Below are 13,340 nucleotides of genomic sequence, written 5' to 3' on the forward strand. Positions count from 1 at the left end.
CAGCGCCGGAAGATCCGAGCAATACGGTGAACTGTCCCTGATGGAGTTTGAGAGTGGTGGGATACAGTGCAATCGCATCACCATAACTGACTGAGACATTCTGTAGTTCGATCATGACACCTCCGGCAGATTTGAATTCGTAATCAAAAATGATGACCTGATTACGAATCTGAATTGCAGCGATGGTAATGTCGTGATATGACACCCTGATGACTCGTTGATGTCATTTTTGTGGCATGGTCGCGGGTGCCTGTGAGGGAAATAAGTTGTGCTATCTATGCCAAATATAGACGTCTGCTATGGGTCGATAGCAGTCTGTGAGGCAAGGCCACACAATCGACCGCAATCAGCCTAGTCCTGACACTCAGCCGCCCCAAGTAGTGGTCATCGTCATGGTCGGCGATGGCACAGCAAGTGCGCCTCATGTAGCTAGCCGCGACGGCGCCAACTCCGCCCGGGTAGCTTTTAAACGGCATAGCCTTTGAGACCGACATCCAGTCTGTCGTCAGGTTTCTCGCCGGCTTGTGGACGGGTGCAACATCTCTCTCTTTGGTTGGTCATAGGCGCGCGGTGCTCAGCATGTGGGGATGCCGCCAGGCGACTTTCCAATCAGTTGCTGCATAAGTATGCATACAATATGCAGAATGAGAACAGGTCCATCCCACGCGCTGCAATCCGCTGACATTGCAAAAAAGTTGAATGTGGCGGGCTTTACTCAACAAGCGCTTGCGGAAAAGCTCGGTGTTAGCCAGTCGCAGGTAAGTCGGACTTTGAACGGCCAGTTCAAGCGACGAAGCAAGCTCTTCGATGATTTATGCAAAATTGCATATCAGTCGAGCTCCATAGCGGTTGCGGTGCAACCGGGGGCATCAGCTCAGCAAGCCGACCTGATTTCTGCCTTGGATGCCGTCTGGGACGGAACTGATTCACATGCCAAGGCCTTGGCAGTTGTCATTCGCAGCCTGAGTGCTTTGATGTCTCCTTCGGCGGTTCTTGCTGATGCATCAGTGCCCTTCGCGGGAAACGAGGTTGCCAAATGATCATTCCAGCCTTGCTGCCTGATGAGCTGGCCTGGGGTTACCTTTGTCGCGTAGGTCGATTGAACAAGCTGAAGAGCCTTCAAGACATCTATGACTTGATCTCCGGCACTTCCTCTCTCAAAGCGAGTAACGAAGCTCCTGGCTCGATGGTGCATGTGCTTGCTGCGCTCGCTGGTGCTACCCCTAACTCGATCATCACAGGCCACACCCTACTGCCGTTCGCCAGGGCGGTTCGCGCTGCCGGGGCATGCCTGTCTCACAAAGACGCTGACGATCACATTGGCCGAGCGGCACTCACATTTCCATTTCGCCAGACGGCCAAACTGCAGCTGTGTCCAGCGTGCGTCACAGAAGACATCGACTTCCACGGGGTGTCGTACTGGCGACGGGCGCATCAACTGAGGGGCTTGGTCTTTTGCACCAAGCACGCTTGTGGTCTCAAATCGGTACAGACGAAGAGATGGGATGTTCTGCCTGAGCACTTAGCGGACGAGGCGGAGACCGTCGAGCCCGACATGGTTGAGCACGCGCTGAGCAGCCCAGTCATCCGCAGGTATGAGGAGATTTGTTCCTTCTTTGCGATGCGTGCGCGTCCTTTCGCAATGGAGCCAGTCAGCAGACTCATCCAGGACCGAGCCCAGAAGACATGCCCTCCCTTTCCAACTCAGGCGCGCCGCATGTCCACAATGGCCTTGGAGCAGGTCGGAGGGCCATGGCTCATGAGCCAGTTTCCTGGCCTTCATGAACGGCGGACGGGCTATGTCGACAGTCTTGACCGAACCTTGGGCAAACCCAAGGTGCCGTTGGCCACTCAGTACTACGCGTTGGCACTTGCTTTACTGTTCCCCACAGCAGACGAAGCCATGATGTGTTTGTTGAAGATGGAGTCGCAAGGCACCACGGAGATCGCGTCAAGCCACACGCCAGGGCAGGAAACTCCGACCCAGGTGGCATCCAGACTGGGAGACAACCGTGGATTGGCCATCCGAGCGCTACTAGATGGCGCAAGCATTCGACAGGCCGCCACGGTCGCTGGGGTGCGCATGCATGACCTTGAGGCTTTGGTGCTGGCTTGCGCCAAAGAGGGCTTGAGCCGCCTGGGTAAGCATGTCCATTGACCTGGGGATCATCGGTCAGGCTTGCCGATGAAGCCTGAGGGCATTGCGTCGCCATCAAGCTTGGACTCAAAGGCAGAAATGAACTGGGGCAATTGGATGCCGATTGCTTGCAACCATTGCCGAAGCTCAATGACATCCAGGCGACGTGTGCCTTGTTCGATCTTGCTCACATCACTTTGTGAGACGTCCAACCTGGCAGCCAACTCGACCTGTGTCAGGTTTGCGGCTGCGCGCGCATCCCTCAGCATGGCGAGCATGACTTGATAGTGGCGGTTGTAGAGGGACTTCTGCATGGGCTACGGCGTGCGGTAGCCCGGACAATGAATTCGATCTTGGAATATTCCAAAATAGAATAAAATTGAATGCTGTAGCGCGCCGCCCCTGGCCCGCCCAGCGTTCAGCCAACCATGCCACTACGCTTCGTCCATCCAGAAGGCGCATCGCTGGCCTTGAGTCAGCACCTCAGTGGTTTCTTGGCTCGCCGCGCTCAGCCCACAGAGAAGTTTCTTCTGGGTCACTGGATCTCGACGCTGGACGACATCGGCCTGGCACAGCTGCACGCGTTGACCATCGCGTTTCGCGATGGCGATGCTTCGTCTGCGATGGATGACCTGCTGGCTATCTCGCTGATCGCCACGAGTGCAGAGACTGGATACCAGCAGCAACGGGTCAGTGAGGTGTTGCTCGAAGGGTGGGTTGCCTCCCTTTACGCCGCTGCCCTCATCGAGGGCTATCGGCGCAAGGGGTGGCTGGAGATCGAAGAACCCAGCAGCATCGTTCCTGGCCGTCACGGTGCGGTTCGCATCACTGAAGCCGGTGCTAGTCAGGAAGATGTCAGGCAACGCTTCGGCAATTGATTGCCCTCCAGGCTGCAATGCAGCATGGGACTTGCAGTGTTCAGCGGTCTACAACGTCGGCCATCAGCGTTGCAGGGATACGGTCTTTCCTGAGGGACAAGCTGACGTGCCCCCTGCAGCCATACCAATCAGTTGGAGAGAGGTCCAGGGGTTTGCAGGTTAACTGATCCTGCGTCGGTGGTGGTTGGGTTTGAGTTGCGATGCTTGGTTGCAAATGCAGCCGGTGGGATTCTGCCAATCGTGCCGTGGGGACGCACCTCGTTGTAGTCTTGCCGCCAGATGGCGATGGCTTCACGGGCCTGGGCCAATGATTCGAACCAGTTCTCGTTGAGGCATTCATCCCGGAACTTGCCGTTGAAGCTTTCAATGTAGGCGTTCTGGGTTGGCTTGCCCGGTTGAATCAGGATGTGCTGGATGCCTCGTGCCTGCATCCATGCCATGAAGGCCCTGCATGTGAACTCCGGTCCGTTGTCGGTCCTGATGGCCTCTGGATAGCCCCTGAAGCGTGCAGCTCGCTCAAGGACTCTGGTGACGTACGCGCCAGGCATGGACAGGTCTACTGCGATGTCCACACATTCATGGCTGAAGTCGTCGGCAATGGTCAGGCACTTGATGCGCCTGCCGTTGCTCAATGAATCGCTGACAAAGTCCAGGCTCCATGTTTGATTGACCCGAGTTGCGGCCACCAGCGGCGTGCGCTCGCCTCGGTATCTCTTGCCCTTGTTGCGCTTACGTACGGCCAGGCCTTGCTCGCGGTAAAGCCGAAACACCTTCTTGTGGTTGGTGCTAGGAAACTCGCCCTGCAGCATGTCGTGCACACGGCGATACCCGAAGCGTCGCCGCTCCATGGCCACGGCCTGAATGCGTTCAGCCAGACGCGCCGTTTGCGCATCGGGTTGCGGTGGATGCCGCCAGGCATCTCGGGACAGCCCCACAAGACGACAAGCCCGGCGCTCAGAAATCTGGGTGTGCTCCAGCATCATGGCGATGGCCTTGCGCTTGCCTTGTGGGGCTAGCGCTTTACCCCGAAACCGACCTTGAGCGCCTCCAGGTCAAGGTGCGCTTCAGCCAGTAGCTTCTTGAGCCTGGCATTCTCGACTTCGAGATCCTTCAGGCGCCGAGCCTCATCAGCTTCCATGCCACCGTACTTGGTGCGCCACTTGTAGAAGGTGGGCTCGCTGAACCCGCCTTGGCGGCAGACCTCCTTGACCGGCAGGCCCGACTCGGCCTGCTTCAAGAAACCAATGATCTGCTGCTCGGTAAATCGACTCTTCCTCATGTCCGTCATTCTCCAGGTTGACGGACCTCACTTCCATTCAGGTGGTACGGCTATGAGGGAGCACGTCAGAGCCACTACCTTTCAGGCCGATCACGCGTTTCATGTCTGCAGCTAGATCGGCGTAGATAGCAATGACAGGCAAGCTTGGTAGTCGTTCACCTCACCGACCTGACGACCGGCGTGGGTCAAGCTCCGGCGCACATTGTCGAGATCAACAAGCAACGCTTCTAAGAGCTGTCTCGGCGTCTGACCAAAGCGATTTGGTTGCTCGGCCATGGTGGGCGCCGCCTTCCAAAGCACTGTCAGCGCTTTGACATGCCCGAGCTTCACAGCGGTGTGCATGGCAGATCCACCTTCATCGAGTGTCGCCAGCGTGATGTCAGGGGATCTCTGCAGAATCAGCTCCAAGCATTCGATGCAACGGCCCGTGACCGCGGCATGTAACGCGGTGCGCCCCAGATAGTCCTGCGCATTGACCTCCGCCCCCGCATCCAACAAGGCTCTTACGACTTGCGCATCTCCATGATCCGCAGCCAGCATCAAGGGCGTTTGGCCTTTGAAATCAGCTAATTCGCATTGCTCAGGCCAACGCTCAAGCAGCAGGCAAATTGCTTGCCTCATGTTGACCAACTGCTGCCTAAACTTGTTCAGCTCGCCTTCCAAGGCTGTTGGCAGCAATGTGGCCATCTTTGGCAAGTTGCTTTCCAATCCGTGGAGCAACTTCATCCAGCTGACAAGCACGGAGTTGCCGCGCACCTCGCCTAACCGGCTTTTGCGGAAGTCCTTGGCGTTCTTCCGAAGCCACTCGTTCAAACCGGCAAAGTCCCCCTGATGGATCAGACCAAAGGTCTCTCCGATGTGCCGCTCGGCCTGCTCACGACCTATCGGTTTCACCTGGGCATGACCTGGGTAAGGGGCGTACAACTCATCCCAGAAGTAGTCAGCGGCCTCAACGGCTGTGTCTTCGAACGAACCGAGTTTGCTTCTCAGGCGGCAGTCCAGGATGTGGCGATAAGGCTTTTCGTGCTCTCCCGGCACAAGTCTGCGGTTTGCTACCAGTATTGACAACCAATCCCAGGCAATCAAGCCGCGAAGCGGGCCGCTGTTCCGCTGAAGGCTCAAGTCAAGCGCGGACTTCAAGCAGACGGTTGCAGCGTCGAACTCGTTACGGGAAACGAGGTGCAATGCCTTGCGATACGCAATTTCAGCATCCCATGCCGTGGGGTTCGGCAGATGTGCGCAGGAATCCAGCAGCCAAGCCACGCGCACTTCCATGTCCTTGGGGCGCTGCTTGGCTGGAAGCCCTTGCAAGTGAGCGAGCTCGAAGCACGCCGCTTCAGCTTGCCGGTCGTTGATCGACCCAAGCTGGCTTAAACGATTCAGAACTGCCTCAAGGGCACGAGGGGAGAGGTCATCTCGACTCGCCAAGGTCCTGAGAGTGGGGAACGACGACAGGGATGACACTGCTCGCCATGGCGATGAGATCCGCAACCGGCTGATCAGCGCTTCCTCAAGCTTGTCCTCGTTCAAGATCGCGCGGACAAGTTCGAGCTTTGCCTTCGTCACTTGCTCAAAGTGTTCGGGCTCAATGGCCATCCAGTCGGGCAACGGATCGCTAGGGCGGAACGACTCGAACATGTGATTGAGCATCTTGGCCAGCATGCGTGCCGAGTCACCGCTGCCGTGATGCGAAGGGGCAATGCCGAAAAAGATGGTCGCTTTGTCCCACGGGGCAAGCTTGCTTTCGAACCACTGATCTTCCAATGCTTGGCTTGACCCGTTCTGATGCGCAGCAATAGTGAGGTTGAAGATGTACTGCACGATGGCGATCAGTTGCAGGACCTTGTTGCGGCGTGGATCGGCATCAAAAGGATCGACGCCAGGGCACAGATGCTTCAGCAGGCGCAGATAGCCGTCTTGCACGGCGCGGGCGACGCGGAGGCGCTGTCGAATGACCAGCGGTGTGGCTGGTGAATATCGATCAATGACCGCCTTCACGAAGAAGGACATTTCAGCCTCTGTGGCGCTGCCGTCCACGATGGAAGGCAGCAGCCTGGCGCAACCACCGACCAGCTGCTCAGAAATGAACTCTTGCGTTAGATCGCCCTTTTTTTTCAAGAAGGCGAGTGCAGCACGTGTCTTTTCGTCGGTACTACCCGCTGGCTCTCGAAAGGCCCCCTTGAAGTCAAGATCAAGGCCATCGGGAAAATACTTCTCGATTGTCTCGGCATGAAAAACACTGCCGCCACGCCAGTAATAAAGATTTCGCTCGATGGATTCAACGTCCGGTACGCCATCAACGTCCCGATCAAGAAGATCCTTCGCCTTGTCCATGGGCAAACCAAGGAGATCCAGCAGCCAGTCAATCACATGCTTCAATGGCATGCTGACTTTGCCGTCAGCTGAGTCGGGCAGGCTGGGTAAAAACCAGAACTTGCCGGTTGGCATGCCGGAGTCAAATGCCCGATCCAAGTTCCAGTTTGCCAACAGCCTGCCCAGCAAAGGGGCATAGTTGAACGCGCACCAGGTCCAGGTGACCTGGGCAGCCGTTGCATCGCGCGTCCAGGTTTCTTGAACCACGGCATTCTGGAATGCCTCGGCGCTCATCAAGTTGAGCATGGCATCGTGCTGTGCTGTTGCGTCCATTTCGAGGGCTGCAAATATCTCCAGCAAGCCCTCTTCAAGCATTTCGCGATGATTTGGCAGAGGCTGCTCAAACGCCACAAATTTCTGTTGGGTTCTCGTTTGATGACGCGGTAGACCCAGGCTTTGCCTGATTTCGATCAAGAGGGCTTCGAGGGATGGGATGGTTGCCATGATGGGATCTATTTGAGCCGTCCCGGTGACTCTACCGGTTGCAGGTGATCGATCCAATGAAGAATCCCGTGCCCCCCTGTTTCGCCAGGATGGAGAGGGGGGCACGGGATCCTTCATTTCGGAACTGAAGACGAAAAGCCACAGTGGCGCTCCTCAACAACCAGGAGCCCTCACGTGAACCATCCGTCAACAGTCAACATCGCCCACCTCAAAGAGCTGGTCGTCAACTGGCATGTCACCGAGGCCTGCAACTTCAAGTGCCAGTACTGCTATGCCGAGTGGCAGAAGGGCGAGCACCTCCGCGAGGTGATCCATCGTCCGGAAGCGCGCACCCGTTTGCTCGCAGAGCTCGCTCAATTCTTTGCGCCTGGAAACGCAAGCAATCCGCTGACCCGGGATCTGAGATGGAACTCCATCCGGTTGAACATTGCCGGCGGCGAGCCCCTGCTCTATGACAGAGAAGTGTTATCGATCGCGCAACAGGCCCGAGATCTAGGCTTTGCTGTTTCGGTGATCACCAATGGTAGTTTGCTGTCGCCAGAGTTGACCAAAGAACTGGCGCCTTTGATTTCAATGCTGGGCGTCAGTGTCGACTCAATCAGCAGCGACACAAACAAATTGATCGGTCGGGTGTCAAGGGGCGGCAAGACGCTGGCCATTGAGCAGCTGACTGAAATATTCAAGAATGCCAGGCAGGAAAACCCATCGATCAGTATCAAGATCAACACGGTGGTGAACGAAGCCAATCGTCACGAGGGCATGACTGACGCTGTGCAGTCATTCGGGCCGGACAAATGGAAGATTTTCCGCATGCTGCCTATCACCACTGACAGGCTAATGGTGACGAGTGACGATTACAAGAAATTCATCGACAGGCACGAGGGGCATGGTCTCCCCATGTCAGTTGAAGACAACTCGGACATGATTCAGTCCTACATCATGGTCGACCCGCAGGGGCGGTTCTTCCAGAATCAACCTGAATCCTGTCTCTATCAGTACAGCCGCCCGATACATGAGGTTGGTGCAGGGGCTGCCTTCAACGAAGTCAAGTTTTCGATGAATGCCTACACGCGTCGTTATCTCGTGGGAGGCGGGGCATGAGGTATTCCAAATGCAGGGATGTCGACAAGCTCGTCAGGGATCTCGTCAAGTCTGGCTGGACGTTTTGGCGAGGTGGCAAGCATGGACGGCTCAAGGCGCCGTGGGCTGGCGCATCGGTGACGGTACCAGGGTCACCAAGTGATCACCGAGCATTTCTGAACTTCAGGCGTGATGTCAGGTCTTTGCTCGCTGGTTCGGGTGGGTGAACCCAAGGCCCTTGGCGACTTACGTCACTTACTCCCAGCGATTCAGCAGGTCTGACACCACCTCGTCGAGGTGCTGCCCTTCCTCCGCTGCTGTCAGCGCCAAACGTCTGTGTACGCTTGGCGAGACGGCTATCGACATCCGAGCGGTTGTCCTCGAGTGCGGGATAGGACTCTGAGCCACTTCGCCACTTTCTGACATCTCCTGGATGCACTCTGCCGCGAGGCGCCGGATGCCGATAAAGGCCTCTTCGGGCGTCGCGGCGAGCCAGCTCAGCGACGGTATCTCGTCGCAAAGTCCCACGTGACACTGATCCTCTGGAGACCATGTGACGCGGTAGGTGTACTGATCCATTGGCCCTCTACGCTCCGGTTGTGTTGACGATCTGATCATGTGCCCATCGCTAAGCGCTACCTTCGAACAGCGTCGGCTGCACGGCCAACCTGGCTGGCATTGACCTCAACATGGCGGCAAGCTTGGCTGGCGCGTGCTCACGCATCCATCTGACTTCGGCGGAGCACTTGGACTCCAGTTCAGCCCTTGTGGCCACATCATCTTCGAGCACCGTGTCTCGAATGACCTGCTCGCATTGCGTCTGATGGCCCGTGCGCAGTTGGGCTTTCCATTCGCGGCGCAGCTCTGGGTCCATCTCAAGCCATTGGATGATGCGTCCACGACTAACGCCCAACTGCTGCATCACGTCTTGGTATGAGTTTGCACGCATGAATGCGATGCGCACATGCTCAGGCGCGCCGGTTGGGAGGTCGGTATGTTCATCGAACAGTGTGATTTGCCCCCCTGCCAAACGAACCCGTCCAGACGCCGCATCTTCGAATGCCATGGTCGCTTCATCGGGGCTGCTCCATCCCAAAGCCGCCCAAAGCACCGGCCATAAGACCGGATGGCTGCGGCGCTGCCGCCAAAGCATGCCTGCAATCCACTCGCCATGGGCGAGCTGCGTCAAGCCTTGGCCATCTGTGTGGCACCAGTTGGCAAGATCGGTACTTGAAAACCACTTCACAAGGGCTTCATGAAGCACACCCCGAGTTGAAGCCGTGACACCTGTCTCCTGCAACCGCAACACGACTGCCCTGCGCAAGCCGTTCACGTCGATGGACGTCAACGAGCAAATCGCTGCAGACAGCTGAGCAAGCATCAATGCCGACCGAGGCGCCGCAGTGGTGCGGGCTGAAGCGGCGTCGGGCACCAAAGCCCAGCTCTTTCTGGGAAGGGGAGCGGCTTGAAGCTGCTGTCGATGAATGCGGCATGCGTGGGCGATGGGGGATTGGTGCTCAACGTGCCAGTAAGCCCGGCCATGTTGCTCCAGATCCGCTTCGGCGCATTCGTGGCACCACCGGAGCGCATGCTGGAATGGTCTGGTACGCGACGTCGCGAAAAGCGCGCGGCGCCAATGTGGTGAGTTGCCATCAGCGCAATCTCGAAGCACCTGCGTACGTGAATGCTCTGACAGCCACGGCCAGTAGTAGCTCGCGACTGTGTGTTGCTTCAAGACGCCCTCAAAGCTGAGCGAGAAGGGTGCTTGGAAGATAGGCAGCTTGGACAAACCAGCTGGGAGGTCATGCTGTCGAGGACCATGCCCGTAACCCAGAAGGCCCTCTGAAGATTCAAAGGCCGACTTGCCGGCCCTGAAGGTGTGCTGCGCCCCACACCAGCTGTACACGGTCTCGCCGGGCAGAAGCGCAGACAGGCATGCCCAGTCGGCACTCACTTTCCTTTGCTCCGACTCTTCGACCCGGCCTTGTCATTGAGCAAGCACTGCATTGACTGGATGAGTTCGTCGGACACGCCGAGCATCCTCGCGTCCTCTGGGCTCATCTTCTGAATCAGGTCGATCCGCTGTTGCATCTTGTTGAGCTCGAGGGTCTGCTGCTTCTTGAGTCCGGTCACCATGTTCGTCAATCGTTGGGCGGTCACCGGGGGCAGCGCGCCAGTTTCACGCTCTGTCGGAGAGTACCCGGCACCTTCCAATTTCTCGTGCTTCGATCTAGCCCTTGTCGGAAGGGGGGGAATGTCGATGAAGGCCGTCAAATCTTCGTTACTTGGCGACGCGGTCGAGCGCGCGATTCGAGCGGCCTCCTTGTAGCGCGGCGACTTAAGTGCAGCCAGGCAATCCGCCTGGGTCACGCACGCAGTGCTTCCACCTCGGCGCAGGGCCGACCGCATCACCTCGCGGTGCAGGAGCATGTAAAGCCCGGGAAGCCCTCCTGCGTGGGTCAATTCAAACGCCCTTCGCCATGCCTCATCCAGCTCCCATTGCTCGATCAAGTCAAACTTGCGCGCTCCCGGCACGAACCACTTTGGCCACCATGCACTTTCCTCGGTTGCGGGGAGCAAGGTGTGAACCCCTCCTGTGCTGAAGCGCCTCATGACCTGGCTAAAGGCCTTCAGATGTGTGAACGCTAGGGGGTTGCCAAGCAAGACAACAGACACACCTAGGTTCATCAACATCATGTAGAACAGAACGAACTCAACTGACCATGGCTGGTTTGCAAAGTTTCCTTCCTGCTTTTCATCGATGACCAAGACTGCAACACGGTGCACCGCAAGCCGCTGCGCCACCACCACCAGGAGCGTGTCCAGGTTGTTGGTCTTATGGTGCTTTTGAGCGTAGTCGGTGCCAAGGACGCTGTCGAGCTCCAGCAGGATGCGCTTGAGCAGCGCGCCGCGCGTCCCGTTGGAGGGTTGGTCGATGTGGAGGTAGTAAACCTGCCGCAGCTTGTAGTAGTCACACACAGCCGACTGACCGTGCTCGATCACTTGATCTGGCACGAGGATCTCCAGCGTTCGGCGAACCACGGCTGACTTTCCAGTGCCAGTCACTCCCTCGATCAGCATCCCCGCGCCGTCCACTTTCGGTATGGACTTGAGGCGGTCAATGTCCGCGGCCATCGACACCCTATTGATGCGAATGCGCTCGGCCTTGTTGGTTGCGTTGAGCAACATCAGGGAACGCCGCAGAAGGATCTGAATGCCTGCGGCAATTTCAAGCAGTTCGCTGGTTGCCACGAAGTGCTTCTCGCTCACCTGGAGCAAGGACTCTCGTTGAGCAGGTGGCATAGACCACACATCCACATCGCGCAGCGGTTGGCGGGTCAAGACCAGGGGTAGCTGCTGATACTCGACTGGCGGTGGCAGAGGTTCCAAGAACGGGTTGGGTCCGAGTACCAGTTCAGGGTGAAGGCTTGGGCGTGTGCTCATGGCAGAAGCCCCGCCTTTTGTAGAGACTCCATGACCAACTCGGCGGGCGTTAACGTGTGCGTGTCGGTTTCAGTCTGGGCTGGCGCGGGCGGAGGAGGGAGCGCATTTGCTTGCTGCAAGCCATTCAGGTACTCGATTTCCTCAGCGCGATTGCCCCGCAGATTTCGTTTCATCTCAGCCCGTGATGGAGGCTTCTCCTTCGCCTTGATCTCAAGGGCGAGTTCTAACTTTGCGTTGTCGTGCACGGATGCTCGACGTACCAGGACATCTGCATCGTGCTGGTCTGAATCGCCAGACGCCAGGGCCTTGCGGGTCACCATCTCTTCCACAGTGGCGACCCATTCCGTCAGACTGAGCTTCTGGTGGATCGTCGTGTCCCTCATTGATGAGGTCAGTCGAATCAGTCCCGCCTTGGTCGGCAGCCAGGCTGTTGACAGGTCCTGCTGATCCAGCTTCACCCGCGTATGAATTGGTGAGCCAGTTTGCTTGACCTTGGACAGAAGGCCTGTAGCAACGAGCTCATCACTGGTGAAGCGCAGGCGCGGTACCAGCTGCTTTCGGCCATGAATCTTGGCCTGAAGGTAGATCCCGTTCTTCCTGACCACAGCGTCGCAGTCTGGAAGGCAGAAGGCTCTGAGTGCCTCATGGTCAACTGGAAGCGACTGATTCATGCCGCGTTCAGTCAGCCACCTGTAGATGTTTAGCCTCGTTGGTGGAATGGGTGGATCCTGGAGCAGGAAGTCGTCAGGTGCCAGATCTGGCACCTCTTCAACGGTGTTTCGCCAGACGATGAACTCAATCAGTTCGCGCATGTATTCGAAGTAATTGAAGAGCCCTTCAGTGACCGGAAGAACATCTCCTCGTTCAGGTCGTTTCCCTCGGGTCGAGCCAGGCAACTTGTGATCGACATGTTTGTGCTGTGAATGGTGTTCAGCTTCGACCCCGCCCTTGCGGTCGCCGCGCATGGCAGGCGCGATGTCCACACCAAACCCGAACTGCTCTTCTGCTTCTGTCGGCTTGGCGCCCTTCATTTCACCGTTGTCGACCAGGTGGGCGCGCGCGAGCATGACCGGCATGGCATCGGCGGGCATGTCCACGCCAAAACGCTTTGCCCAGGCCTGTTTGTGCGGGCTGGCGCCATGGAGAATCGTCTGGAGCGCAGTGGCTGGAGATGGGGGCTCCCATCCGCAGTAAACGCCGTAGATCATTCCAAGTCGCGCTTCTTTGAGGATCATCCGCGTCATCGGGGGTAGCTTCTTTAGCCGGCTAATCAGTCGTGTCAGGTACACGTCGGTCGACGTGGCGTCGAAGCTGGCGAGTTGGCACAGGGCTATGACCAAGTCTTGCTCAGAGCCTCCCCGAGCTTCGGTACTTTGCCGGTGTTTCACGACGCCAAGCAACACCGCAGTGGTCGTTGTGCTGTTGAGTTTTCTACCCCACCTGATGAACTGATCAAATGTCGGCCGCTGGTAAGGGGCAAACAGCATCGGGCGTACTTCGCCAGTGCGCTCATCGACCTGGTGGTCTGCCCAGTGCGCGGACATCGTGTTGATGTAGGCGTCATGCTCGGGGGCCTGTCAGAAATTTTGTGTTCGGGGCATAGCATGACGACCAGGAGCATGTATGCCAAGCAAACCGAAGGCGGCCAAGCCTGTGCTGCCGACCATTCCCCAAGAGATTTTGGACCAGTTCGCCAATGGGCCGA

10 protein-coding genes and 2 pseudogenes are annotated in these 13,340 nt (G+C 57.5%); 4 read left to right on the forward strand and 8 right to left on the reverse strand.

The features are described from left to right. Window positions 1–205 (reverse strand): annotated as a pseudogene (locus ABG80_RS23330) (hypothetical protein); the annotation flags it as partial. Window positions 206–644: 439 nt separating this feature from the next. Here ABG80_RS23330 and ABG80_RS21070 point away from each other — a divergent pair. Together ABG80_RS21070 and ABG80_RS00415 are read left to right on the forward strand one after the other, a co-directional pair. Continuing rightward, entirely contained in the window at window positions 645–1,040 is a 396-nt protein-coding gene (locus ABG80_RS21070) for a helix-turn-helix domain-containing protein (protein ID WP_160322387.1), read from the forward strand. Further along, window positions 1,037–2,158, forward strand: coding sequence for a TniQ family protein (locus tag ABG80_RS00415; protein ID WP_058085835.1), 1,122 nt, complete (start codon window positions 1,037–1,039; stop codon window positions 2,156–2,158). The genes ABG80_RS21070 and ABG80_RS00415 overlap by 4 nt, the downstream gene beginning before the upstream one ends. An 8-nt stretch (window positions 2,159–2,166) precedes the next feature. On the opposite strand, the gene ABG80_RS00420 is transcribed toward ABG80_RS00415, so the two are convergent. Continuing rightward, a complete protein-coding gene (locus ABG80_RS00420) occupies window positions 2,167–2,451 on the reverse strand; it encodes a helix-turn-helix domain-containing protein (protein ID WP_058085836.1) in 285 nt (94 codons plus the stop codon). A 114-nt stretch (window positions 2,452–2,565) separates the two neighbouring features. Here ABG80_RS00420 and ABG80_RS00425 point away from each other — a divergent pair, with 114 nt between their 5' ends. Further along, a complete protein-coding gene (locus tag ABG80_RS00425) occupies window positions 2,566–3,015 on the forward strand; it encodes a hypothetical protein (RefSeq protein ID WP_058085837.1) in 450 nt (149 codons plus the stop codon). A 128-nt stretch (window positions 3,016–3,143) separates the two neighbouring features. On the opposite strand, the gene ABG80_RS23195 is transcribed toward ABG80_RS00425, so the two are convergent. Next, window positions 3,144–4,294, reverse strand: a protein-coding gene (locus ABG80_RS23195) for an IS3 family transposase (protein WP_407638720.1) whose coding sequence is annotated in 2 segments (ribosomal slippage) — window positions 3,144–4,048 and window positions 4,048–4,294 — 1,152 coding nt in all. Because the reading frame shifts where the segments join, the coding sequence is not laid out codon by codon here. Window positions 4,295–4,405: 111 nt separating this feature from the next. Next, a complete protein-coding gene (locus ABG80_RS00440) occupies window positions 4,406–7,111 on the reverse strand; it encodes an ankyrin repeat domain-containing protein (RefSeq protein WP_058085838.1) in 2,706 nt (901 codons plus the stop codon). 174 nt (window positions 7,112–7,285) lie between these two features. On the opposite strand from ABG80_RS00440, the gene ABG80_RS00445 reads away from it, so the two are divergent. Next, window positions 7,286–8,212: a viperin family antiviral radical SAM protein gene (locus tag ABG80_RS00445; RefSeq protein WP_058085839.1), complete on the forward strand. Its 927-nt coding sequence runs from the start codon at window positions 7,286–7,288 to the stop codon at window positions 8,210–8,212. A gap of 607 nt (window positions 8,213–8,819) precedes the next feature. Here the strand turns inward: ABG80_RS00445 and ABG80_RS00455 are convergent. From ABG80_RS00455 to ABG80_RS00465, 4 genes and pseudogenes are all read right to left on the reverse strand, one after another. Beyond that, window positions 8,820–9,380, reverse strand: a complete 561-nt coding sequence (locus ABG80_RS00455; RefSeq protein WP_235513692.1) for a hypothetical protein — start codon at window positions 9,378–9,380, stop codon at window positions 8,820–8,822. Window positions 9,381–9,719: 339 nt separating this feature from the next. After that, a pseudogene (locus tag ABG80_RS24020) lies at window positions 9,720–10,145 on the reverse strand (hypothetical protein); the annotation flags it as partial. Then, on the reverse strand, window positions 10,142–11,461 hold the full coding sequence (locus tag ABG80_RS00460; protein ID WP_160322389.1) for an AAA family ATPase: 1,320 nt from the start codon (window positions 11,459–11,461) through the stop codon (window positions 10,142–10,144). The gene ABG80_RS00460 and the pseudogene ABG80_RS24020, both read right to left, overlap by 4 nt. Before the next feature lie 170 nt (window positions 11,462–11,631). Further along, on the reverse strand, window positions 11,632–13,179 hold the full coding sequence (locus ABG80_RS00465; protein WP_058085843.1) for a hypothetical protein: 1,548 nt from the start codon (window positions 13,177–13,179) through the stop codon (window positions 11,632–11,634). Window positions 13,180–13,340: the final 161 nt, after the last annotated feature.

This window comes from Aquabacterium parvum (assembly GCF_001447195.1).
GTDB lineage: Bacteria > Pseudomonadota > Gammaproteobacteria > Burkholderiales > Burkholderiaceae_C > Aquabacterium > Aquabacterium parvum.

Bases quoted from the DNA above. Each gene is read 5' to 3' on its own strand.
- ABG80_RS21070 (WP_160322387.1), top strand. From the start codon at position 645: ATGAGAACAGGTCCATCCCACGCGCTGCAATCCGCTGACATTGCAAAA.
- ABG80_RS00415 (WP_058085835.1), top strand. From the start codon at position 1,037: ATGATCATTCCAGCCTTGCTGCCTGATGAGCTGGCCTGGGGTTACCTT.
- ABG80_RS00420 (WP_058085836.1), bottom strand. From the start codon at position 2,451: ATGCAGAAGTCCCTCTACAACCGCCACTATCAAGTCATGCTCGCCATG.
- ABG80_RS00425 (WP_058085837.1), top strand. From the start codon at position 2,566: ATGCCACTACGCTTCGTCCATCCAGAAGGCGCATCGCTGGCCTTGAGT.
- ABG80_RS00440 (WP_058085838.1), bottom strand. From the start codon at position 7,111: ATGGCAACCATCCCATCCCTCGAAGCCCTCTTGATCGAAATCAGGCAA.
- ABG80_RS00465 (WP_058085843.1), bottom strand. From the start codon at position 13,179: ATGTCCGCGCACTGGGCAGACCACCAGGTCGATGAGCGCACTGGCGAA.